Origin of the sequence: Nostoc linckia z4 (genome assembly GCF_002608075.1) — a bacterium.
Taxonomy (GTDB): domain Bacteria; phylum Cyanobacteriota; class Cyanobacteriia; order Cyanobacteriales; family Nostocaceae; genus Nostoc; species Nostoc linckia.
Genome location: NZ_LAHA01000021.1, coordinates 83,389 through 107,204, shown reverse-complemented (window position 1 = coordinate 107,204; position 23,816 = coordinate 83,389). Strand labels below are relative to the sequence as shown.

The 23,816-nt window shown below is 41.5% G+C and carries 24 protein-coding genes; 11 read left to right on the top strand and 13 right to left on the bottom strand.

All coding sequences use genetic code 11. From position 1 onward, the window contains the following. Nucleotides 1–409: 409 nt before the first annotated feature. The 3 genes from VF06_RS17855 to psaK form a co-directional block, all read right to left on the bottom strand. Entirely contained in the window at nt 410–1,606 is a 1,197-nt protein-coding gene (locus VF06_RS17855; protein ID WP_099068466.1) for a site-2 protease family protein, read from the bottom strand. 135 nt (nt 1,607–1,741) lie between these two features. Then, the gene (locus VF06_RS39275; RefSeq protein WP_143861720.1) at nt 1,742–2,020 is read right to left on the bottom strand and encodes a hypothetical protein; all 279 of its coding nucleotides are present in this window, start codon (nt 2,018–2,020) and stop codon (nt 1,742–1,744) included. Nucleotides 2,021–2,114: 94 nt separating this feature from the next. Further along, the gene (gene psaK, locus VF06_RS17850; protein WP_099068465.1) at nt 2,115–2,369 is read right to left on the bottom strand and encodes a photosystem I reaction center subunit PsaK; all 255 of its coding nucleotides are present in this window, start codon (nt 2,367–2,369) and stop codon (nt 2,115–2,117) included. A gap of 120 nt (nt 2,370–2,489) precedes the next feature. On the opposite strand from psaK, the gene VF06_RS17845 reads away from it, so the two are divergent. Further along, entirely contained in the window at nt 2,490–3,155 is a 666-nt protein-coding gene (locus VF06_RS17845; protein WP_099068464.1) for a phosphoribosylanthranilate isomerase, read from the top strand. A 98-nt stretch (nt 3,156–3,253) separates the two neighbouring features. Here VF06_RS17845 and folE read toward each other — a convergent pair whose 3' ends face one another. The 6 genes from folE to VF06_RS17820 all read right to left on the bottom strand — a co-directional run bounded on the left by folE (nt 3,254) and on the right by VF06_RS17820 (nt 8,474). After that, a complete protein-coding gene (folE, locus tag VF06_RS17840) occupies nt 3,254–3,961 on the bottom strand; it encodes a GTP cyclohydrolase I FolE (RefSeq protein ID WP_099068463.1) in 708 nt (235 codons plus the stop codon). A gap of 190 nt (nt 3,962–4,151) precedes the next feature. After that, entirely contained in the window at nt 4,152–4,877 is a 726-nt protein-coding gene (locus VF06_RS17835; protein ID WP_099068462.1) for an SDR family oxidoreductase, read from the bottom strand. Nucleotides 4,878–5,237: 360 nt separating this feature from the next. After that, nucleotides 5,238–6,218 (bottom strand): acetyl-CoA carboxylase carboxyltransferase subunit alpha, encoded by a 981-nt coding sequence (locus VF06_RS17830; protein ID WP_099068461.1) that lies wholly within the window; start codon nt 6,216–6,218, stop codon nt 5,238–5,240. A gap of 27 nt (nt 6,219–6,245) precedes the next feature. Further along, nucleotides 6,246–6,392 (bottom strand): histidine kinase, encoded by a 147-nt coding sequence (locus VF06_RS39270; RefSeq protein ID WP_143861719.1) that lies wholly within the window; start codon nt 6,390–6,392, stop codon nt 6,246–6,248. A 26-nt stretch (nt 6,393–6,418) separates the two neighbouring features. Next, nucleotides 6,419–7,438, bottom strand: coding sequence for a long-chain acyl-[acyl-carrier-protein] reductase (locus tag VF06_RS17825; protein WP_099068460.1), 1,020 nt, complete (start codon nt 7,436–7,438; stop codon nt 6,419–6,421). Between the two features lie 337 nt (nt 7,439–7,775). Continuing rightward, nucleotides 7,776–8,474 carry an aldehyde oxygenase (deformylating) gene (locus VF06_RS17820; RefSeq protein ID WP_099068459.1) on the bottom strand — a complete coding sequence of 233 codons (699 nt, stop codon included), beginning with the start codon at nt 8,472–8,474 and terminating at the stop codon, nt 7,776–7,778. A 180-nt stretch (nt 8,475–8,654) separates the two neighbouring features. Between VF06_RS17820 and VF06_RS17815 the strand changes: the two genes are divergently transcribed. Next, complete coding sequence (locus VF06_RS17815; protein ID WP_099068458.1) at nt 8,655–9,482, top strand: carbohydrate ABC transporter permease; 828 nt, start codon at nt 8,655–8,657, stop codon at nt 9,480–9,482. Between the two features lie 156 nt (nt 9,483–9,638). Here VF06_RS17815 and csaB read toward each other — a convergent pair whose 3' ends face one another. Next, the gene (gene csaB, locus VF06_RS17810) at nt 9,639–10,676 is read right to left on the bottom strand and encodes a polysaccharide pyruvyl transferase CsaB (RefSeq protein WP_099068528.1); all 1,038 of its coding nucleotides are present in this window, start codon (nt 10,674–10,676) and stop codon (nt 9,639–9,641) included. Nucleotides 10,677–10,841: 165 nt separating this feature from the next. On the opposite strand from csaB, the gene VF06_RS17805 reads away from it, so the two are divergent. From VF06_RS17805 to hisA, 3 genes are all read left to right on the top strand, one after another. Next, complete coding sequence (locus tag VF06_RS17805) at nt 10,842–11,177, top strand: DUF2499 domain-containing protein (RefSeq protein ID WP_099068457.1); 336 nt, start codon at nt 10,842–10,844, stop codon at nt 11,175–11,177. Continuing rightward, entirely contained in the window at nt 11,174–11,467 is a 294-nt protein-coding gene (locus VF06_RS17800) for a DUF3593 domain-containing protein (RefSeq protein ID WP_099068456.1), read from the top strand. Before VF06_RS17805 ends, VF06_RS17800 begins: the two co-directional genes overlap by 4 nt. A 190-nt stretch (nt 11,468–11,657) precedes the next feature. Beyond that, a complete protein-coding gene (hisA, locus tag VF06_RS17790) occupies nt 11,658–12,431 on the top strand; it encodes a 1-(5-phosphoribosyl)-5-[(5-phosphoribosylamino)methylideneamino]imidazole-4-carboxamide isomerase (RefSeq protein WP_099068454.1) in 774 nt (257 codons plus the stop codon). Between the two features lie 762 nt (nt 12,432–13,193). Here hisA and VF06_RS17785 read toward each other — a convergent pair. After that, on the bottom strand, nt 13,194–14,273 hold the full coding sequence (locus tag VF06_RS17785) for a coiled-coil domain-containing protein (RefSeq protein ID WP_099068453.1): 1,080 nt from the start codon (nt 14,271–14,273) through the stop codon (nt 13,194–13,196). 54 nt (nt 14,274–14,327) lie between these two features. Then, nucleotides 14,328–15,311 (bottom strand): coiled-coil domain-containing protein, encoded by a 984-nt coding sequence (locus tag VF06_RS17780; protein WP_099068452.1) that lies wholly within the window; start codon nt 15,309–15,311, stop codon nt 14,328–14,330. Between the two features lie 473 nt (nt 15,312–15,784). Between VF06_RS17780 and VF06_RS17775 the strand changes: the two genes are divergently transcribed. The 5 genes from VF06_RS17775 to VF06_RS17755 all read left to right on the top strand — a co-directional run bounded on the left by VF06_RS17775 (nt 15,785) and on the right by VF06_RS17755 (nt 22,003). Continuing rightward, nucleotides 15,785–16,537 (top strand): winged helix-turn-helix domain-containing protein, encoded by a 753-nt coding sequence (locus VF06_RS17775; RefSeq protein WP_099068451.1) that lies wholly within the window; start codon nt 15,785–15,787, stop codon nt 16,535–16,537. Between the two features lie 53 nt (nt 16,538–16,590). Next, on the top strand, nt 16,591–17,916 hold the full coding sequence (locus VF06_RS17770) for a PAS domain-containing sensor histidine kinase (RefSeq protein ID WP_099068450.1): 1,326 nt from the start codon (nt 16,591–16,593) through the stop codon (nt 17,914–17,916). A gap of 28 nt (nt 17,917–17,944) precedes the next feature. Then, nucleotides 17,945–18,613, top strand: a complete 669-nt coding sequence (gene phoU / locus VF06_RS17765) for a phosphate signaling complex protein PhoU (RefSeq protein WP_099068449.1) — start codon at nt 17,945–17,947, stop codon at nt 18,611–18,613. Between the two features lie 1,002 nt (nt 18,614–19,615). Further along, complete coding sequence (locus VF06_RS17760) at nt 19,616–20,218, top strand: Crp/Fnr family transcriptional regulator (protein WP_371411464.1); 603 nt, start codon at nt 19,616–19,618, stop codon at nt 20,216–20,218. A 153-nt stretch (nt 20,219–20,371) separates the two neighbouring features. Further along, on the top strand, nt 20,372–22,003 hold the full coding sequence (locus tag VF06_RS17755; protein WP_099068447.1) for an iron uptake porin: 1,632 nt from the start codon (nt 20,372–20,374) through the stop codon (nt 22,001–22,003). A gap of 259 nt (nt 22,004–22,262) precedes the next feature. Here VF06_RS17755 and VF06_RS17750 read toward each other — a convergent pair whose 3' ends face one another. Beyond that, a complete protein-coding gene (locus tag VF06_RS17750) occupies nt 22,263–22,523 on the bottom strand; it encodes a hypothetical protein (protein ID WP_099068446.1) in 261 nt (86 codons plus the stop codon). A 480-nt stretch (nt 22,524–23,003) separates the two neighbouring features. On the opposite strand from VF06_RS17750, the gene VF06_RS17745 reads away from it, so the two are divergent. Beyond that, complete coding sequence (locus VF06_RS17745; protein WP_099073174.1) at nt 23,004–23,606, top strand: DUF3318 domain-containing protein; 603 nt, start codon at nt 23,004–23,006, stop codon at nt 23,604–23,606. The last annotated feature ends 210 nt before the right edge of the window (nt 23,607–23,816 follow it).

Sequence of the window (23,816 nt, the reverse complement as noted above, 5' to 3'; positions counted from 1 at the left end):
TGTAGTATATCACATAGTTTCATTATATTGAGCTAGAGGGGCAAGGTTAAAGGGAAAAGGGAAAAGGTTAAAGGGAAAAGGAATCAATTTACTCTTTCCCCTTTTCCCCTTACCCCTTTCCCTTTTCCCATACCCTATGCCCTATTTAGCTGGGCAGGGGAAAAGGTTAAAGGTTAAAGGGAAAAGGAATCAATTTACTCTTTGCCCTTTTCCCCTTACCCCTTTCCCTTTTCCCATGCCCTATACCCCATGCCCCATGCCCCATGCCCTATTTAGCTAGTTAAAAAATAAAAAAAGGTAGGTGACCCTACCTCGAACCCAAAAAAAGCATTTTGTAACCAAATACCAGATCAAATATCACACAGCTTTTTGACAAATCCATTGCAATGCTATGACGAAGATGTGACACTTAATTTTCAGTGGATTTTGCAATTAATCCAAGTTGCAACCCAGGCGGATAAGTACCTTCTTGTTTGGTACGCTTAATTTCGGCATCTGCAATCCGCAAATTTAATTTTTGTGCTAATGCCCTGACAATATCTCCCCGGTCAATGATTCCAGCTACCGCACCAGCGGGAGAAAGGACGGTAATCCAAGGTAATTGCTGATTTTCTAGTTTGTTAATTACTTCAACTAAAGATGTAGACTCGCTAACATGGGGTATTTCTGTCAAAGGACGGGCGATGTTGTGTACAGTTTGGGTTTCCCATTGACTTCTTTCAATTAAACGCAAATCGTCAATGGAAACTAAACCCCGATAACGTCCATCAGAAGCAGCAAAATAAACTTGTAAAGGAGCTGTTTCCAATAGGTATAAATCGGCAAAGGAACGCAATGTCTGGTCAGCATCAACTACTCGATAGTCGCGGGTCATGGCATCGGCGGCCACGACCTTCAATAAGCTTTCTTGCAATGTGGTGACGTTGTCATAACTGTTAGCGTTGCGGACAGCAAACCAGCCCAACAGCGCAACCCATAAACCAAGTACTAATTCTCTGGTGAAGAAATCTATAACAAATCCAAAGGCGATGGCAGTGTAACCCAAAATTTGCCCGGTTCTTGCAGCCCAGTGTACGGCTTGGAAACGATTACCTGTTATTTGCCATAGTGCTGCTTTTAACACTTGTCCTCCATCTAGAGGTAAACCGGGAATCATGTTAAATAGTGCCAGCACTAGGTTAATTCTTGCCAAATCTCCCACCATCATGCTGGCTGCACTGGTATCAGGTAAAACAGTAGCTACTAAACGTAGTAAAAAAAATAGTATGACACTCACCGCAGGGCCAGCGATCGCTACTTGAAAGGCTTGTGCTGGAGTTTTAGATTCTTCTTCAATGGCAGCGATGCCACCAAACAAAAACAGAGTAATAGAGTTAACTTTAATCCCTTGCGATCGCGCTACTAAGCTGTGACCCAACTCATGTAACAACACCGAAGCAAATAGCAGCAGTGCCATCACGATTCCTGCACTCCAAGCTATGACATTCCCCAATTCTTGGTAAGCCACCCCAAAGTTCAGAGTTGCCAACCCTAAAATTACAAACCACAGCGGGTCTAAAAACAGAGGAATTCCAAATAAAGACCCTATTTTCCAATTTGTTTGCATTACATTGTCCTAAAACTAGATATTTTCAATAGCTCCTACACCGCGATTTTTCGTAAATTTTGGTAAGTATATCTTCCTGGGCATTATTCACGTTGATGCTCAGTTATCAAAAGCTCTAATTTCTAGAATAGACAATTAATGCCTGTCAGCAAAAGTGGGGAGTGGGTAGTGGAAAGATGAGGGAGACAAGGGAAGAAAGACAAGGAGAGAAGTCACCACCCCAAGCTTCCGGCGATAGCGCAGCTTTAGCAAGCTTGCGAGGGTTGGCTTATCTTCTTTAAGAAACGCCAAGAGCGAACGACGAACAGAACTTAACAAAGACAAGGTAGCAATCTTTCTCTTTGAAGTTCTGATGGTCGGAAACCTCCGCTCAGACTTCTCTCCTTGTCTACCCCCTCTCCCTTGTCTCCTCATTCCCCCCTCTCCCTCATCTCCTCACCTCACTACTCCCACCACAACGGAGCTTGGTCAATGCAAAGTTACAAGCAAGGCTTGTGTAATTTCAAACCTACAGACGGCCGATGTTAGTAAGTCCTAAAACAATGCCAATGCCGATTACATGACCAAAAGCCATTGCACCAATGAATGTTGGAATACTAACCGGCAAAATAGGTAACTTGGGGCCTACTAAGGGTTTTTCAATCCTAGTACTGAGCAAAAGAACTAGTAGGCTACTAACGCTGATGATGATTCCTACTGTGGGAGTCCAGACGGGTGTTGGAGGAACAGATGCTGCGGCTGCTAATAAAGTAGACGAAATCAAGCTTTTGTCTCCTAAATAGAAAGTTAATGTAGACCTACAAGATTATAAAGTTAGCAGGCGCAAAAGTTTTTGAGATAGTTTAGACTTTTCTGATGATTATTTGAAATTTGTGAAATTTTGATGCGCGTTAAGATTTGCGGTATTACTCAACCGGAGCAGTCCATAGCGATCGCCTCTCTTGGCGCAACTGCACTAGGATTTATTTGTGTGCCTAGTTCGCCTCGCTATGTTACTACGTCCCAAATTCAAGCAGCAGTGGCACAATTACCAGAAAATATAGATAAGATTGGTGTTTTTGCCAACGCCAGCATTGACGCAATCAAGCAAATAGTTATAGATTCTGGCTTAACTGGAGTTCAGTTACATGGTGATGAATCGCCAGAATTTTGTGACCAATTACGCCAAGCTTTGTCTAATATCGAAATCCTAAAAGCATTCAGAATTCGCACTCCCGAACAGCTTCAGACAACAGCTAATTACACAAATTACGTAGACACTTTATTATTCGATGCTTACCATCCCCAACAACTAGGTGGTACAGGCAAAACCTTAGATTGGAAAATGTTACAGCAATATAGTTCCAATCGCCCTTGGTTTTTAGCTGGGGGACTAACTACAGATAATATTATCCAAGCTTTGAGTCAGGTAAATCCCAGCGGCATTGACTTATCTAGTGGACTAGAACGCGCACCTGGAGATAAGGATTTAGCTAAGGTAGCACTTTTATTTGAGCGCTTAGGGAGATGGGGAGATGGGGAGGTGGGGAGATGGGGAGATGGGGAGTAGGGGTGCAGGGGAGAGTTGTTGTACAATTTTTTTCTCCTCTGCCCATCTGCCCCTTTGCCCCTGGAGCCTCTTGTGCCCAATGCCCAATGCCCCATTCCCTAAATAAACGTTGCTTGGTGGCGAATCAAGTTAAAGAGTTCTTCGCGGGTTTTGTGTTCTTCTTGAAATACACCAACCATTGCACTAGTCACAGTCCAAGAACCGGGTTTTTGGACTCCTCGCATCACCATGCACATATGGGTGGCTTCCATAACAACGGCGACGCCTTGGGGTTCGAGAATGGTCTGAATTGCTTCGGCGATTTGGCGGGTTAGTCTTTCCTGAACTTGCAAGCGACGGGAATACATTTCCACTATCCGTGCTAGCTTACTCAGTCCCACAACTTTTTGATTGGGAATATAAGCAACGTGCGCTCTACCCATAAATGGCAGCATATGATGTTCGCACAGACTAAAGAAGTTAATATCTCGCACTAGTACCATCTCGTTATGTCCTTCGTCAAAGATGGCACCGTTAACGAGTTCTTCGAGGGATTGATTGTAGCCGCTGGTTAAAAACCGCATTGCCTCGGCTGCTCGTTTTGGCGTTTTCAGGAGTCCTTCGCGTTCTGGGTCTTCTCCAACACCTAATATTAGTGTCCGCACGGCGTCCATCATTTGCTCCATCTGTTCTTCTTTGGGTGAAAACAGATCTGCTTGTTTGCCATTGTGGGTGTTACGATCTGGTCTTGGAGTTATGGCTTCTGCCAAGTCGGAAATTAAAGGCGATTGAGAGTAGTTAGAACCGTTGGAACTAGCGATAGTCATGATTGAGTGTGTGATATGGTTTGGTCATTGGTCATTGGTCATTAGTCATTTGCTTTAGACAAAGAACAAACGACAAATTAGGGAATTCCCAAAAATAAACAACAGTACATGGTGATTGACTGTTAACTGTTAACTGTCAACGGTCAACAGTGAACTATAGCAATGAAATATTTTTGTACTTGGAAGTCCCTTAGAGTGCGCCTGCACTTGGCATTATGGTTAATTCATCAATAACTGCTTGTTGTGGTAACAAAACTGTGTGGAGAATTAACTCGGCTATAGTTTCTGGGTTTAACATTTTGGAACGGTCTAAATCAGCTTTGACTGTTTGTGTATCCCAAATTTCGGTATTGACTGCCCCAGGACAAATTGCTGTGACGCGAATGCCGTGGGTGCGTTCTTCTTTTGCCAAGGTTTGAGAAAGAGATAACAAACCCGCTTTGCTAACGTTGTATGCCCCCCAATCGGGAAATGCTTGTTTGGCCGCAATGGAGACGACATTGATAATTGTGCCTCCGCCGCCATGCCGCATTGATGGCAATAACGCCGCAATGCACTGAAACACACTGGTGAGATTTAGATCGATTACTTGCTGCCAATCTGCAAGAGGAGTTTCACTTAAACTACCTGTGTATCCTATACCGGCATTGTTTACCAGAATATTTATATCACCAAAGTCAAGGGCGATCGCTTCAATCTTTTCTTTTACTTGGGAGATTTGCCCTAAATCCAATGGGTAAGCTTTCGCTTGCACCCCAGTATGTTCTAAGGCTTCTTTGACCGCCTCCAATTTCTCCACAGAACGGCTGACTAAGGCCACATCTATTCCGGCCTTTGCAAAGGCTAATGCCGTTGCTTTCCCAATTCCACTACTTGCGCCAGTAATTAAGGCACGTCGTTTTTGCTCAGCACTCATGGTGTCTCCCAATTTTTTGGCGATTCCCAAAGCCTAATATCACCCAATTATTCTGAACTTTGAGTTTTGATAGATTAAAGGAATCTAAAAATTCGATGATTGTCATAAGGCAACTGCTATTATGCAGTGCAATAGGTTGTGTATTGCGGATTTTCTCAGTAAGGACTACAAATCATCGTCTGAGAATTTATCCCTGAGACTCAAAGCAAATTACTTAATAATACAAGAGCTACTCAACATCATTGAGTAAGTTTGCCAAACATGCAAATGCCTATGGCTCATTAGATTGTTAAAAATCTTGAAGCACCATAGGCAATTATAGCACTGCTAATAGGCTAATTAATCATTAATGCGCTGCCGTTAATGGGCAATCTCTGTAAAAACACCAATTTTGCGGAATTTTTCATAGCGCAGTTGTCGGCGTTCAACAGCAGTCAAACGATTGAGTTCTTCCAAATTTTCTAACAGCACTTGCTTGAGGGTGGTAGCGGCTTTCAAGGGGTCGGAATGGGCACCACCGATGGGTTCGGGTAATATTTGGTCGATAATTCCCAAATTTTTCAGGTCGTGGGAAATAATTTTGAGAGCGACAGCGGCTTGGGGAGCCTTGCCTGCATCTTTCCATAAAATTGCAGCACAGGCTTCGGGGGTGGCGACGGTATAAACTGAGTGTTCAAACATCAGTAGGCGATCGCCAACACCAATACCTAGTGCCCCACCGGAACCACCTTCACCGATGACTGTGCAAATAATTGGCACATCTAAGCAAAACATTTCCCGCAAGTTGTAAGCGATGGCTTCCCCTTGACCTTGGTGTTCGGCTTCCACCCCAGACCAAGCCCCTGGTGTGTCGATAAAAGTTAAAATCGGCATCCCAAACTTGTTGGCGTGTTCCATTAACCGCAATGCTTTGCGATAGCCGCCAGGATAAGGCATACCAAAATTGCGGGCAATATTGTCTTTGGTATCGCGACCCTTTTGATGACCCAACATCACCACGGGTTGTCCGCTAAGACGCCCGACACCACCAACTAAAGCAGGATCGTCACCACCACAGCGATCGCCATGCAACTCCATCCATTCATCACTAATTGCCTGAATGTAATCGAGAGTACTAGGACGGCGCGGATGACGAGCAACTTGTAATCGCTGGGATGGGGATAAACTACTAAAAATTTCCTCACGCAGTTGCATAGCGCGTGTTTCTAGTTGACGAATTTGACCAGAAACATCGACGCCATTTTCTTCAGCAAGTTGCCGAATTTGATCGATTCGGGTTGCAAGTTCAGCCAGGGGCTTTTCAAAATCCAACAGTAGCGGTTTACGTTCAGTAGTTGCCATCGTTAGGAGTTATGAGTTACGAATTATCTATTTTTTGTCATTACTTATTGGGCATTGGGCATGGGGCATTGGGCTTCGGAGGATGGGCATCGGAGGATGGGCAAGAAATCTTTCTTCCTTCTCTTCCCACACTTCCTTGTCTGCTCCCTCTGCCCCTTTGCCCCTCTGCCCCATGCCCCATGCCCCATGCCCCATGCCCATTAAACCAACAACGGTCTAAATCCATGTTTCACTGACACCCGACCAATCTGCTCCATTTTGTCTACGGTAATCTGATTGCGTCCCCATGAAAAGTTCGTGTACAACTTCTCAAATTCCAGCAACATGGATTCGGCAAAACAAGCAAACAACTGGCGTGCTGGTACGTCCATATTGACGATTTTCATAATTTTCCAGTCAATATCCAGCGAATGCTCTACAATTCCACCATTTAACACGCGTACACCGGGATGTTGAATTTTTGTTGCTAAATTTTTAGGATAACCACCATCAATCAACAAACATGGTTGTTTTAAAACGGTAGGGTCAATTTCCACACCTTTGGGCATACTAGCAACCCAAACTACAATATCAGCTTGGGGTAGTGCTTCCGGCAAACTCATGACTTTTCCTCGTCCCAGTTCGCCTTGCAATTCTTTGAGACGTTCTTGGTCGCGGGCTATGAGCAGAAGTTCTTGAACATCTGTTCTCGCATCTAGCCAACGTGTAACTGCACTACCAATATCACCAGTAGCGCCACATACAGCGACTGTGGCTTTTGAGAGTTCAATTCCCAGCTGTTTTGATGCTTCTTCTACCTGCCGACTAATAATATAAGCAGTATGGGTATTTCCAGTAGTGAAGCGTTCAAACTCTAGTTTAATGTTGCGGACTTGGCTAAACTGTTCCAACTTAAAATTTTCAAAAATAATCGAGGAAAATCCGCCTAACGCTGTAATATTAATGCCATGTTTTTGTGCGTGTGCCATAGCGTTCAGCACTTTCCGCGTTGCTGCTTTGATGCGACGGGTAGCAAGCATTTCTGGCAAAAAGCAAGATTCTACATAGCGTCCTTCTATTTTCTGTCCAGTGACACTGGTAACAGTGATATTATCAACAATCTGTGGCGGGGCGCTGCACCAAAAGTCTAGCCCTTGATCGGCATATTCTGGGTATCCCAATTCTTGAGCTACTGCTTGAGCGTGTTCTAAACTAGTCAGATGTCCAATTAGACCAAACATGTAATGATTATTAGCCTTGTGCTGTCTTGAGCGCGTGAAATGAGTTGGAAGTTGAAAGTTGAAAGCGAGGAGTTGAAAGTTAGGAGTTGGGAGTTAGGAGTTAAGAGTTAAGTTGAATGTGAATCAAGAGTTGAAAAGCTTTCAATTTTGTTGATGATTCAAAAATGACGGTTTTGTTCCAGCTGGGAAACCCTTATGGGACAATGTGAGTTTTTAATTCACATCATGTGTGAGTTAGCAGTTTCAAGTTCAAGCTTTCTAAGGCTTAACTCCCAACTTTTAACTCCTAACTCCTAACTCCTAACTCCTGACTTCTGACTCCTCACTCTTAACTTTATTAAGCGGCTGCGAGTCCGTGGGCTGACAAACGCATAATCTCAAAAGTTTTGAAACCAATGTTACCTAATGCTTCACCATACTGAATCATAAAGTCTTCTATTAAAGCTTCTTTTTCCATTGCTAAAGTTTTGGCATCGTCGGCTACTTGGTTGAGCATTTTCCAAACAAGTGGCAGGTTTTGGCGATTTGCTTCTTCTAATTCGGCTTTGGATGCGGCAAAGTTTTCTTTGAGCCAAACTTCTCCAAAGTTGAGATGGCTATACTCATCTTTGACGACTCCCTCAGTGATTTTACGGGCAAAGTCATCAGCAACGGGAATATAGATGTTGTATGCTGCGATCGCAAAACATTCAATAATCAAAGACTGAATCAATAAACAAGTGACAACTTTGCCTTGGGCGGCCGCTGTTTGGAAGTTTTGGTGTAGTCCAGAGAAAAATTCCTTAGCAAATTGCAAATCTGGGGTCACTTGTAAATTGCGTCCACAAGCTTCAAATCCTTTCTTGTGACGACTTTCCATCTTAGAAAGACGAACCAATTCTTTTTCGGATTCTGGCAGCAATTGAGCTAGTTGGATGTAATTTTCATGGGCTTCTTGTTCCCCTTCAATCACGATGGCGTTAATCCGGCTATAGGCGTCTTTGTATTTTTCACTGTGGAAATCAATTTCCTGAAATTGGTCTGTAAGCTGCTGCATGGTATGTTTTCTCCTGTAAAACCAAGAATTATTTGACACCAGGATTCAATTTACCCTAAGAACAGAGGGTAATAATCATTGTGGTTTAATTTAACTTAACAAGTAACTATGTTTATAGATTAGCTGTTGCTGGGGTCGATGCTCTAGTACCAGAGAAACAAATGCAATGCTTTGCAACTCATGTCCAAACCAAACTGGAATTTCAAATCTGGCGACTTTGTGAGCTTAGTAGTCTTAGTGCTAGGAGCATTTATCGTTCTCCTACCGCTGTTTGTGGTCTTTCTCACCTCCTTTGCACCAGGGATGGTGAGTGCAAAAGATTTGTCCAAAAATAACTGGTCTTTAGCAAATTATCAGGCTGCATGGCAGCGAGGTAAATTTTTACTGGCGTTTGCTAATTCTACCTTGGTAGCGATCGCTGTGACAGCGTTTCAGATTCTCACTTCCGCTTTAGCTGGTTACGCCCTCGCACGGCTGAAGTTTCGCGGACGCCAAGCTTTGCTGTTGGTTGTCTTAGCCACTTTGGTGATTCCCTTTCAATTGTTGGTAATTCCAATTTTTTTGGTGCTGAAGTGGGGACACCTGATAAATACCTATGGAGCGCTAATTTTACCCACTGCGGTCAACGGCTTCGGTATTTTCTTGTTACGTCAATATTTCCAGACAATTCCCTTAGAGTTAGAAGAAGCCGCAGCCATAGATGGAGCCAACCGACTGCAAATTTTGTGGCGAGTAATGTTACCTTTGGCTCGTCCAGCGTTGGTAACACTATTTTTGTTCACTTTCATCGGTGAATGGAATGATTTGTTTAAACCTCTGGTGTTTACCACACGTCCAGAATTAAGGACTGTGCAGTTAGCGTTAGCTGAATTTCAAGACCAATTTACCAATAATTGGCCTTTAATGATGGCAGCAGTAACAATAGCCACAGTTCCAGTGATGGTATTATTTTTAATCGGTCAGCGTCAGTTTATTGAGGGTATTGCCACCACAGGAATTAAGAATTAGGGGATGGGGAGTGTTAAGTGTTGACTGTTGACTGTTAACTGTTGACTGATAAATTAGAAAACCTATGGTTAAAACTCTTCTCTATTCCCCTAACCCTATTCCCTGTTCCCTACCTTCACAAAAAGACTTTTTCAGCAAGTCCTAATGAGATTTTCTTTAACTTAAAGTTTCACTTAACAACTCGCGGTGCATTAATGCTCTATCAACTAAAGATTGTATTTGATCGGGTGATAAAGGATCGCCATTAGCATAATGTTCCATCCAGGTTTTACCAATCAAATTGGAGTCATCTGGTAAAGTTGCTAAATCCCAGCCAGGTATTGCCAATTCTTCCATGAGGCGATTTACCTTAGGATCGTAACTCAGAGCAAAACAGCGACAGCCTTCAGCCGCCGCCATAATTAAGCTGTGCAAACGCATTCCAATTGCCATTTCGACACCGCGAAACACACCTTTTAAAAGTTGTGGATCTTCAAGACATAAAATCTGGCTGACATCTGGAAGTTGGGGTTGAATAGCTTGAGCAATACTTAAATCTTCACTTTTTTGGAATGGCAGCAGTAAGATAAATGCTTGGGTGGCTTTTTGAAAATCTACCAATGCACGAGTCAAGTTAGCCAAACGTGCTGCTGTCAGTTGGGGATGCGATCGCAACGTTACCGCAATTCTCGGCGCAGGTAAATCCCAAAGTCCTGGTACTGGTTTAGATTCCAACGCCCAAACCGGGTCAGGAGCTATGATACAAGGAATTTGCCACTCAGCTAATAAAGCAGCACTAGCGCGATCGCGCACACTGACTTTGGTACAATTTCTAAAAGTTTGCCTTGCTAAAAAGCGAGTTTGAGGACGCACCAACGGGCCGATACCTTGCGCCCAAGCAACAGTTTTCAAACCCAAATTCTGTGCCAATGACATCAGTCCGCCATAATAAAATGGGCTAATAATACTGGTAACGTCTTGAATCAGACTCCCACCGCCCCAAATCAAAGCATCGCAAGAGCGCAAAGCTTGGAGAACAGGTAAAACAGCCATACGATTGTGGGTTTCTACATTGTAGCGATCGCGCGTTTCCTCTGGATTACCCGAAAGCACCACAGGCGTCACATCAGGTGGTAACATTTGCAAAAGCGTTGCCAACAAAGCTTCGTCACCACCATTACCTTTACCGTAATATCCAGATAATAACGCCCGCATCTTTGCCATTTTAGATTTTGGATTTTGGATTTTAGATTATCAACTCGATCGAGAATTCAGAATTGAGAACTCAGAATTCAGAATTCAGAATTCAGAATTCAGAACTCCTAACTCCTAACTCCCCACTCCTAACTCCCCACTCCTAACTCCTAACTCCCCACTTCTATGCACGTTCTTTCGATTCCCACCTGGATTATTCATATTTCTAGCGTTATTGAATGGATTATCGCCATTTGGTTGGTTTGGACTTACGGCGAACTCACTCGTAACCGTAATTGGTGGGTATTGTCCCTTGCCATGTTACCAGCTTTGGTTAGTGCCATGTGTGCTTGTACTTGGCACTATTTCGACAACGCCGAATCTCTTGAATGGCTGGTAATACTTCAAGCTACCATGACCTTAGTTGGTAACATTACACTTTGGGCGGCGGCGGTTTTGATTTGGCGTTCCACAAAGTCCAATAACACTGTTGCACCCCAACCTATTAAATCAAAGCAATGATGTCTAAAGAAACCCTGTTTGCGCTTTCATTATTTCCCTATTTGGGTTTCTTGTGGTTTATCAGCCGTAGTCCGCAAATGCCGCGTTTAGCGCTGTATGGATTTTACGGTACTCTTGTATTTGTCTTCATCACCATTCCCGCAGGAATTTATGCCCAATTGCACTATGGCAAGTCTCTAGCCAACGTAGATTGGTTACACGGCGGTGCAGAAGTATTTTTAACCCTGACAAATATCTTGATTGTGTTGGGTTTTCGGCAAGCAGTCAAGGAATTGAAAAATGGGGAATAGGGCATGGGGCATGGGGCATGGAAGATGATAAGGAAGATTTAAAAATGAAAGTTGTGAGCTTCAGAGGCTTAAAGTTGGAGTTCAGAGGTTCAAAGTTGGAGTTCAAAACCTCAACGTTGAAACTTATTTCTCAATGCCCAATGCCCCATGCCCAATGCCCATTTTCAAACTCGATTGAGAGGAAAAGTAAATGGATGTAATTCCAGCAATAGATTTACTAGAAGGTCGTTGTGTGCGACTGTATCAGGGAGATTACGATCGCTCGCAAGTTTTTAGCGAAAACCCGGCTGATGTTGCTAAACAGTGGGTGGAACAAGGTGCTACGAGATTGCACGTAGTTGATTTAGATGGTGCAAAAGCAGGTAAAGTAGTAAATCTTCCAGCAATTGAAGCGATCGCTCAAGCAGTATCGATACCCATTGAAATTGGTGGAGGATTACGCGATCGCACTAGTGTAGAACAAGTGTTCAATCTCGGCGTACAGTGGGCAATTCTTGGTACGATTGCTGTGGAACAACCCCAACTAGTGCAAGAACTTTGCCAAGAGTTTCCCCAAAAAATTATTATTGGTATTGACGCCCGCAATGGCCGGGTAGCTACTCGCGGTTGGCTAGAAACCTCGGAAGTTTTAGCAACCCAACTTGCTGTCACAATGCAAGAATTTGGTGCGGCAGCTATTATTTATACTGATATACATCGTGATGGTACTCTTGCAGGCCCCAATATAGAAGCTTTGCGGGAACTAGCTGATGCAATTAATATACCAGTAATCGCTTCTGGCGGAGTTAGTTCTGTTACCGATTTGTTGAGTTTGCTGGCGTTAGAACCACAAGGCGTGAATGGTGTAATTGTCGGACGTGCCTTATATACTGGAGATATTTTACTCAAAGAAGCATTACAAGCGATCGGCCCTGGACGAATTCAGGATATACCGCCTAATTTTGGTTTTTCTAGTTTTGCTTGATATTTTCTGCTTTCAGCAAGACTCTAGATTAGACAAATATTTGTCTAATCTAGACACTTTTTGATACTAGTGCTTAAATTGCCGCTTAATTTGGAAAGTAATTCCTGCTGCACCCAAGACCAGAATACCCAATATGGGACTAGATTCAGGAACACTTACAATACTTAAGCAACGCTAAAGTTGCCATTTACTTAGACACTTCTGTGTCTCTTATTTATTTAAACTTAAATTTTATCCGATATATTTCTGTAATCGATAATATACGTGATGTAGATAACATTGTAGTAAACTTAAAAATTTAATTATGACTAGTCAAGATAAAAACTCCCAGCAAGCATTTAATCCAACACAGGCTAATGCAACAAAGAAGAAGAAACTACAACCTCCTCCAGATATCAAAAAACCAAAGAAAACAGAATAAAAACAGAATTCAGAATTCAGAATTCAGAATTCAGAAACATTAGAAAACCAGAATACTATATAACTGTTCTTCTTTGTATTCAACATGTTGTAGGGGCGCACAGCTATTGTGCGCCCCTAAAAAGTAGTGATATTTTACTTAATTGAAAAGCCGTATAGCCTCTTAATTTTCCTGAAATTATTCAGCTTGCGTCTCAAATACTCCTGACTTCTGACTCCTGACTTCTGACTCCTGAATTCTGACTCCTGACTTCTGACTCCTGACTTCTGACTTCTGACTTCTGACTTCTGACTTCTGACTCCTGAATTCTGACTCCTGAATTCTGACTCCTGAATTCTGACTTATTTATTTTTAACTTGACTCTTTGCCTGTTCTAAAGCTATTTCTTTCATTACCTGATAGGAATTCACATTGGAAGTACCTTCAATAGCTTTAACTGCCAAATCCTGAACTTGTTTCAGTGCAGATTCAAGTTGTTTAGAAAGATTTTGAATGCGTGTCTCTTGATTAGTAATAGTCTGTTCTAGAGATTGCAGTCTTTGTTCATAAAAGCGCTTTTGCCCTTCTACTTCCTTGGAATATAAATCTGATTTCACCTTAGCTTGATAATGGGCAATACCTTTGCCTTCTTCTGTAGCTTTTTTGATGGCTGCTTCTTTTTCTTTGGGAAAACCCTCTACTTTAGCTTTCAATTCTTCAAATTGTTTTTCTCGTTCAGAAATTGCTTTCTCTCGTTCAGTCCACTGTTTTTCTGTTTCTTGGAGTAATTCCTCTAGCTGCTTATATAATACTTTTTGATGTTGTTCGTATTCGTCATTATCTAGTTGCCGTTGGAGTTCTAGATTATACTTATACTCCGATGCATCCCGTTGGCGAGTTTTATTCAAGTTTTCGTTCCGTTCTTTTATCGTCCGTTGATGTTCTTCTTGTTCTTTTCCCCAGGTATTTCTTCCATCTGCTATTTCTTGCAATAATACTTCAGCACGTTGGCTATATTCTTCTTGATAAGCTTTAGAATTATCTTCATAGGCTTGGATAAGAGTATCCAAAATATCATCAGAAATTTCTAAATTATGTAACTGCTTTAATTGTTGAATTTCATCCTCTAAAGTTCGTCTGATTTCTTCTAATTTAGAAGCTTTAGTTGTCAATTGTTCCGATAATTCATTAGCAGCGCTACCAAAACCTAATTGAATTTTTGCTAAGCTTTCAATTGTAGTATTCATCTTTTGTTGGACGCTAGAAAGCTGATTCATAGGTGTTTTTTGCTCTATTTTAGGCTGTTCTTTTGTTACAGACTTACTTTCTTTCACAACTTGTTCGAGTTGCGATTTTAGCGCTGCTTGTTCTTTAGCTAACTCCTCATACGCCTGAAGAATTTCTACTTTAGTATTCTTCTCAGTCGGTTTTTTCACCACCACAACAAACCTCCTCTTCAGGAATTGAAAATTAAAGATTCTTCCAATAAACTAAAATTATTTAGCACTAGAATTACCAAAAGCCCTCATAGCTAAATCTTGTGCTTGTTTTAATGCTGTTTGTAATTGAGCAGAAATGCCTTCTATTTGCTCAGTTTGTTTCTTAATTGTTTCTTCTAGAGATTGAATTTTTAATTCATAACTCTGTTTACTAGATTCCCATTCTTTTTCAAATAAATCAGCTTCAATTTTAGCTTTTTGATTAGCTTCTTTAATTGCTTCCTCTCTAGCTTTTTTAACTGCTTCTTCAAGTTCGTTCGGAAATGTAGCTACTTTTTGTTGATAATCTGCAAATAGCGGCTGATGTTGGGTGAGTATTTTTTGTCGTTGGTTCCAGTCTTTTTCTTTGTTTTGAGAATTTTCTTGAATTTCTCTTTCTTGTTGACGCTTGATGGCTTCGTAACTGTCTGTATTTAGTTTACGAGTTGTTTCTAATTTATATTGAAATTCTTCTTCTTCTTGCTGGCGTTCTTTGGTTAATAAATCATTATATGCTTGCAGTTTTTCTTCATACTCTGCTTGTTCTTTTTGCCATTCTTTCCGTCTGAGAGCAATTTCTTTTTCCAGAATTTCCTTTTTACTAATGCTATCTTGTTCTAAGATTTTGAGTTTTTCTTGGTGTTCTTGACTTAAAATATCTAGAGTATCAGCAACAACTCTAATTTGCTGAAGCTCTTGTAGGCGTTGAGTTTCAATTTCTATTGCTTGGTTGAGTTCATCTAGTTTGGAGTTTTCTCTAGCTAATTTTTCAGATAATGTATTGAGAATAGTACCAAACTCTAATTGCAAATCAGCTAAGCCTTTGATAATACTATCAACTGTATATCCAGAAGCTGCTTGCAGAATTTCTTGACTTTTTGCTTTTTCCGCTTCCTCTTGTTTAGTTGCTATTTTAAAATCCAGCTTTTTCCTTTGGATCAGAATTTGTTGAAATGCTTGCATTAGTTGTTGTTTGCTGTCCTTGACTCCAACTGTAGTCATATTCCAACTCCGTTCTATAGGCAATAATGTATCGGGTAGCAAGCCATACCAATGACTACCCTATGCAGACATCAGAGTAGCCTTTACATCGTATTTTTAACGCAGTGTAAACACTGAAATAATTACTATTCGACACTTAAGTATACTTAGAATTACCCACAATAGTCTCTTTGTGTTTTTCTAAGTAGATTTTTCCTTTGGAAGCTTAATAGTATTTTTGTACTAATAACTATACCTAATGCAATTTGCCCTTGTCAAGCAAAAAATTGCAGCTATTTGACTAATTAATGACTATTGGCAGGTTGTAGCCTCAGCGTTTTATAGTTATTATTTAGATGCTGTGGCCTATATAACTTTTTGTAAAGTAAATCTAAAAGAATTAACCCTAGTGGAAGCGCGGTTGCACTCAGGTTAGATAATAGATGTAATCATCCTAATTGATACAAGCACAGTCCTAGACTTTTGTGATATCAATGTATACCAGTGAATCGACCAAGTATTCTGCAAGAACAGACATTGGGCAAACCAGCCGAATTCTAGTAGTAGAAGATGAAGAATTAATCCAGGAAATGCTCGCTGTAGCTCTGGAAGAAGAGGGTTACGGGGTGATAACGGCACCTGATGGGCGGTCTGCTGTAGAGTATCTCAAAAGTTTTGAAACCAATTCAGGGGAACTTCCCTTTGATTTGATCATCCTTGATTTGATGCTGCCTCAGATCAATGGTTTAGATATTTGCCGTTTACTACGTCATCAAGGAAATCCAGTACCGATTTTAATGCTCAGCGCTAAGGGTAGCGAAACTGACCGAGTTTTGGGTTTGGAAGTGGGGGCAGATGACTACCTCACTAAACCCTTTAGTATGCGGGAATTGGTGGCTCGTTGTCGGGCTTTACTGCGGCGTCAACGCCTCAGTACTTTGCCACAGCTACCAGTATTAAAATTCAAGGATGTGACCTTAAATCCTCAAGAATGTCGGGTGCTAGTTCGGGGTCAAGAGGTGAGTCTTTCTCCTAAAGAGTTTCGCCTGTTGGAGCTATTTATGAGTTATGCCCGTCGGGTGTGGTCGCGGGAACAATTACTAGACCAGGTTTGGGGCCCGGATTTTGTGGGGGATAGCAAAACTGTAGACGTTCACATTCGTTGGTTGCGGGAAAAATTAGAGCAAGACCCCAGCCATCCAGAATATATTGTGACTGTAAGAGGTTTTGGCTATAGATTTGGATAATTAGTTTAGATAGTTGTTAGTTTTGAGTAATCACCAAAAAACTAACGACTCAAATGCTTTTATTGGGATTTTTTCTGGGTTTAGCGGTAGGCATTGGGTTTTGGGTTTGGCAACAGGTTCAACTTAACCGCTACCTAAAGCGCGTACTCCAACCGTTAACCCCTCATTCTTACAAAGTGGGACTGCCACTGATTCCTGGGTTACGGCAAGAAATTATACTCTTGAGACAGCAGCGACAAGATTTGCAACAGTCGCTACAAAGTTATCAAGATGTGCTGGAATTTGCACCAGTGGGATATTTGCAGGTGGACGAGGAAAATCAACTGTTATGGTGCAATCAGCAGGCGCAGGAAATTTTATATCTGCAAAGGTGGCAACCAGGTCAGGTAAGGTTGTTACTGGAATTAGTCAGGTCTTATGAACTCGATCATTTAATTGAGCAAACTCGTGATTGGCAAAAACCACAGACTAAGGAGTGGGTATTTCACCCGTCTTGTGATAATGCCGCAGAAATGCCGACAATCAAATCTTTAGCTTTGCGGGCCTCTAGTTTGCCTTTACCTGAGGGACAAGTAGGGGTATTTTTAGAAAATCGTCAACCCCTATTAGATATAAATCAGGCACGCGATCGCTCTTTTTCCGATTTAGCACACGAACTCAGAACACCTTTGACTTCCATTCGCTTGGTTGTGGAAACTTTACAAAACCGTTTGGAACCACCTTTAAATCGCTGGGTTAACCGCCTGATGCAAGAAGTTGACCGATTGATTAGCCTGGTGCAAAGCTGGTTAGAACTCACCCAAATGGAAACAAACCCCAACATGCAATTGCAAACCGAAGTTGTGGAATTGCGATCGCTAATTGCATCTGTTTGGGAAAGTTTAGAACCTTTAGCACAGCGACAACATCTGTCTTTGAGTTACTCTGGCCCAGAAAATCTTTGGATTAAGGCAGATCCAGCTCGTATTTACCAAGTTTTTCTCAACTTGCTGGACAACAGCATTAAGTATAGTCTTCCCTCAACTTCCATTCGCGTGCAAGCGAAAATCCTTTCAAAGAAAAATAATCAGGACAATGCTGATGCTTCGTGCCTCGAAATAAATCTTATTGATTCTGGTGTAGGCTTTTCCCAAGCAGATTTACCGCACGTTTTTGAGCGATTTTATCGGGGAGATAAAGCTAGAACCCATTCACCGCAGGATAATAATTCCATAGGGGCGATTGTTGGCAACGGCTTAGGTTTAGCGATCGTTCAACAAATTCTTCTGGCTCACGGTGGTTCCATCAAAGCGATGAACCATCCAGAAACTGGTGGGGCGTGGATGCAAATTCTATTCCCAGAAGTGATGGCAAACTCCCTAAGCCAAGACTATAGTTAAGAATATCTTCACGTTTGAGATTACAAGTGTGAAAGCTGTCCGTTACAGTCCCAATCCTCAGAGACCCCAACTTGCACGCGGTATTAGGCGTTTAGAACGGGATGTATTACGCATGGGAGCTTTGGTGGAACAATCATTTCGCCTCAGCCACCAAGCGTTATTTGCTCGTAACCTAGCCGCAGCTGAGGAACTTCCCCGATTAGATAAAAAAATCGATCGCTTTTACAGACAAATCGAATCAGATTGTACAGCGATTATGACGCTGCAATCACCGACAGCACAAGATTTGCGTTGCTTGAGTGCTTTTATGCAGCTTGTGAGAGACTTAGAGCGCATTGGCGATTATGCTAAGGATTTAGCTGAAATTGCCATTAAACTCTTTCCTTATGCGCCTCATACGTCTTTACCAGATATTGAAGTTATGTCCCGTCACGCTCAGGCGATGCTAGCAACTAGCTTGGTGGCTTTGGCAGATTTTGATGAAGCCGGTGGGCGGGGTTTAAAAAACTTAGATGATACCGTAGATGATGCCTACGATCGCGTTTATCAGACTTTAGCCCAACAACGCGATGTACCGGGTGTCGTTGAGCCAATTGTACTGTTAGCCCTGGCGATTCGTTGTCTGGAACGTATGGCAGATCACGCCACTAATATTGGTCAGAGAGTAGCATATATTGTCACTGGTCAACGCTCCTAATAAACTTTTTTCATCACTTTCACTAAATAAAAAACTTCAAACTGTTATTTATCAACGCTTTGAGCAATTTACGCTGAGGCTAAGCAGCCAGTAGACTTCTAACAGAAGTGGGAAAAAGGGTAAGGGGTAAAGGGGAAAGGGCAAATAAAAACCCTTTTCCCGGTTGGTGAGCTTGTCGAACCATTAACCTTTTCCCTTTCCCCCCTCTTGCAAGAGGTCTAGTGTGTTACTGGGGTTCCCTACTCATAGAGAAAATCCCTAGACCACACTGATATCAAGTTCAGAAAATCACTTACGATTAAAAATTCTCCGCGTCCCCCCGTCTCCCCCTCTTTGCGTCATTCTTATCCTAAGTATTTAGGCGAACCTGATATGATTCCTTGTTATACAAACTGGCGTTTCAGGAACGTACCAAGATTCCCAAGCCTAAATCAACACCAAAAATATTGGTATACTTCAGTATCATTCACCAAAATATTAACGGGGAACTCTTAACAGGGAATAGGGAATAGGGACTGGTATAACAGGAAATCAAACCACAGAGAACGCAGTGAAAAGTGTGAGGGTAGGTTTCTTCATAGATTTTCAAGACAGGCAAGTTGCTAAGCCTTATATGAAAGATATGAAATTGGTCTTTTCCCTACTCCCTACCAACAAGTTAGGATTAATTCCAACTCAGCCCTGGTACAAAGTTTTTGCAATCATATAAGTTTGAATTAATTACCAAAGAATCAAGTTAACTAAATATTTTACAAAAAGCTTACCTTTTCTTAAACTTGCACAATTAAAGTAACGGGTGAACAGTTAAACAACTACCTGAATTTTTCACTATCTCAGTATGTACACCGCTCAAACCAAAAGCTGTTGTGATGGTAAAGTCTTGATTTAGCTGCTATTCATTGAACTTTTAGCATAAATAAATACTCAATATCAAAAATATTAGATTTTTTTAAAAAATTGAGCAGCAATATTCCCCACTAGTTTGTGTGGTTACGGTTCATGATGTATTCCACAATTTCCAGTCCTAACCCTGTTGAGCTATCAAAAAACTCTGCTGTAGAAGGGCAGGTATCGCAATACTTATTTAGTCGTCGAGAAGTAATTCCGCCACAAAATGATGTACTTTGGCGCATTGAACACGGCGCAGTTCGTACACTAACTTGGAGTGAAGACGGAACATTCATCACTCTCGGTTATTGGGGACTAGGAGATCTCATTGGCTATCCTTTGTCTAGAATTAAGCCCTATCAAATCGAATGTTTAACTTGTGTAGAAGTTAGTGTCGTTCCCGCTCATCTGTGGCATCAAGACGTTGATGCTTTATTGTCTCACATCCAGCAAACGGAAGATTTACTAAGCATAGTCCATCGCAAACCTATTTCCTTGCGTTTATTGCAGTTTTTAGTCTGGTTAAGCGAAAAATTTGGACGTGACATAGACAAAGGGAAACTGATAGATCTAAATATTACTCATCAGGATATTGCAGAAGTTTTAAATACTACGCGAGTAACAATTACACGTTTACTACAGCAATTCGAGGAAGAAGGAACAATTTTACGTCACAAACGCCGCATTATTTTGCGGTTACCGAAAAACATTAATTAGTAGTTTTAATTCAGTAGTATATTAATTTGCTTGTATTAATCAGAGGACTTAAGGTATAATCGGTGCTGTGATTTTGTGTGAAATAACTCAAAAGTAAAATGTTTTAAGCATTTTACCATTATTGGATTAGTAGGTGTGAGTGAAAGTAAAAACATGACAAAACAATTCTGGAATCTGATTAAATTTAGTCCAATTGTTGTCGCTGCTACATTTTGCACAGCAAATGCAGCTTTGGCTGATGAAGTTAACGGCCAAATAACAAATGTTGCTCAGTTATCTGAAGCTCAAGAATCTAATAATATCGATCAGGTAACATCAGTTTCTCAGTTTTCCGATGTCCAACCTACAGATTGGGCATTCCAAGCTTTACAATCTTTAGTTGAACGCTACGGCTGTATTGCAGGTTATCCTAACAGCACCTATCGCGGTAACCGTGCTTTGACCCGTTACGAATTTGCCGCAGGGTTGAATGCTTGTTTAGACAGAGTTAACGAATTAATTGCTACAGCAACCGCTGATTTGGTAAGCAAACAAGACTTGGCTACCTTACAGCGTTTACAAGAAGAATTTTCTGCGGAATTAGCAACTCTGCGCGGTCGTGTAGATGCTTTAGAAGCTCGCACTGCTGAATTAGAAGCTAATCAATTCTCCACTACTACCAAGTTGGTTGGGGAAGCAATTTTCAATGTATCTCAAGCTTTTGGTGACACAAGGGCCGTTCCAAGTGGCGATCCCGTTCAAGACTTAGATGCCAACACCACTTTTGACGATCGCGTTCGTTTGAATTTGTACAGCAGCTTCTACGGTACAGACCAGTTGCAAATCCGTTTGAATGCCGGCAACATCATTTCTAACGCTGGTGTAACCGGTACTAACATGAGTCGCTTGGGCTTTGACGGTAATACAACAAACAGCGTTAGCATCGATAAAGTTAACTATGCATTCAACTTCGGTGATGCAGTGCGGGTGAAAGTTGATGCAGTTGGCGGTGAATTATACGAGAATGTCAATACCTTTAACCCTGACTTTGCTAGCTCTGGTAAAGGTGCGCTCTCTCGCTATGGACGTTTCAGCCCCATCTATCGCCAAGGTCAAGGCGGCGCTGGTGTGACTGTTACTTTAAATCCTAAAGGTGCCATCAGTTTGAGTGGTGCTTATCTAGCTAGAACTGCTAACGACCCCACCATTAATAATGGTTTGTTTAATGGTGATAGCGTTATCTTTGGTCAGTTATCTTTCCAACCCAGCAAAGCGTTTAATATTGGTCTAAGCTACGCCCGTACTTATCAAACTGATACTGTTGCTAACAACCTTTTCCAAGGTACAGGTAGCACTTTTGCTAACAACCCCTTTGGAGCTGGTAGTCGTGTTGAATCTAACAACTACGGCGTACAAGCTACCTTCCAATTTAGTCCTAAATTGGCTTTGAGTGGTTGGGGTGGTTATGCAACAGCTGATGCCAAAACTGGTGTGAATGCGGGTACAGATGCAGATTCTTGGTGGTGGGCTGGCTCCCTTGCTTTAAAAGACTTTGGTGGAGAAGGTAACGTCTTAGGTGTTATTTTTGGTCAACCACCCAGAATTAGTGGTGGTAGCATCAAAGATGTTGCCGCTAACGTGAACCTAGACGACGATACCTCCTATCACTTAGAAGGTCTTTACAAGTTCAAGGTCTCCGATAATTTGCAAATCACCCCTGGTTTGTTGGTAATCTTCAATCCAGAAAACAACGATGCTAACAATACCATTTATGTAGGTACACTACGTACTACTTTCAGCTTCTAAGATCCAGAATTAGGGACTAGAAGACTGTTAAGTGTTGACTGTTGACGGTTCACAGAAAACAGTCTTCTAACTGAAGCAAAATAATTTATAGCAGGTAAGAAGCAATAGGCAACAGGGAAAGAATAGTCTCTTGGTGTCTGGGTTTTACGGTAAATTGATGTCCTAAACAATGCTTCGACTGCTACATTTATTTTTTGAATTCCCTTATACAAGCAAAATCCCACCTGAAGGTGGGGTTTTGTTTTGTGAGAAAATATAGTTATGTCGGATTGTAATCAGGCTGATTAGATACATCTTTTGGGCGGCGATCGCTACTCCAAGCCCACCAAACACAACCACAATGACAAGAATAGAATTCTTGCCATTTGCGACGACGGTCTTCTGTAATTACAGGCGATCGGCGATTTAACCAAACTTTTTCAGCTTCGAGGCTACTTGAGGAGCAGCTAGGACAACAAAACTCGTAAGCGTGTATCGCCTGATTTGTCCATTCAGGTGAGAGGGGAGCAAAAGCGTCCATGATTAGGACAGTGAGTAGGGAGTACAGAGTGGTAAATAGTGTAGTTCAATTAATTGAAAAACACTGTCATAATTAGCAAATCAATTTTCCTAAGAGTTTGTCTATTCTATTGATAAATCTTAATTTAGAGAAATTTGTAGCAATCAAATATTCAATTTTTCAAAGATATAGGACTGACGCAAGAACTCTCTCAAACTCTTATAACTTCGTGTCTATGCGTCCTTTACGGTTAGTTTATTCATACTTTTGCGTAAGTCCTAAGATATTACAAATTAAAGGCTAACACAAAGAGCTTGTATTTTTAAGATTTTGCCCTAACACATCATACCAGACAAGGAGATGCAAAGCCGACGTGGGAGACGCCCACGGTACAAAAAATTTAGATAATTAGCATCTTGTTCCTGAGATTACTCTCAAATCAGAGAAACTTGACATTTTCACAACTAGTCAGTGTGGACATTATGACTAATAATTAAAGTTATGGAGCCAAATGCTGAGATTCGCCGTTTATTAGATGTGATGCCTGCTTCTGGTCGGATGACGACAAAAATTGTTAGCAAGCCAGAACAAGCAAAAGTGATTGACGCCTCCTTTCCTCAACCCTGGAATCAGGCGCGACCAATATACATTAATTTCGATTTGTGGCGTCGCCTAACAAAGCCACAACGAGACATGCTGCTGTTGCAGGTGGTTAGCTGGTTGACCGGAGTGAGGTGGTTTAAACCGGACATTTATCAAGGTATAGTGCTAGCGGGATTGTTGGGTGGATTATTGGAAGCTGCACAATCAGATGTGGTGGGCGTAGCTGTGGCTGGAGGATTAAGTGCGATCGCTTTTGTTCGCATCTGGCGGACTAATAAATCTCAAGAGTCAGAGTTAAACGCTGATGTAGCAGCCATTCGGGTAGCACAACGGCGCGGTTATTCAGAAGTCGAAGCCGCACAACACCTGTTATCTGCAATTGAAGCGGTAGCCAAAATTGAAAAACGTTCCAGTTTAAATTTTAGCGAATTGATTCGTTGCCAAAATTTACGAGCGATCGCTGGTTTATCAACAGTAGGTATGCCAGAAAATTATCAGTAGAAATAAAGAATTTAGAAGTCACCAGACAAAAAATAAAAGTTGCTCATTTATATAGTTTCACTAGTTAACATTTTCAGCCTAGTTGAGAACATTAGCTAAACACCAAAGCCAGATAATAAGAATTTTTCTAGTCTATTGCTTTTAACACCATAAATTTATCCAATTTAATATAAAAACCTTTACTCACCAATGTAAATTAACTCTTTCCAT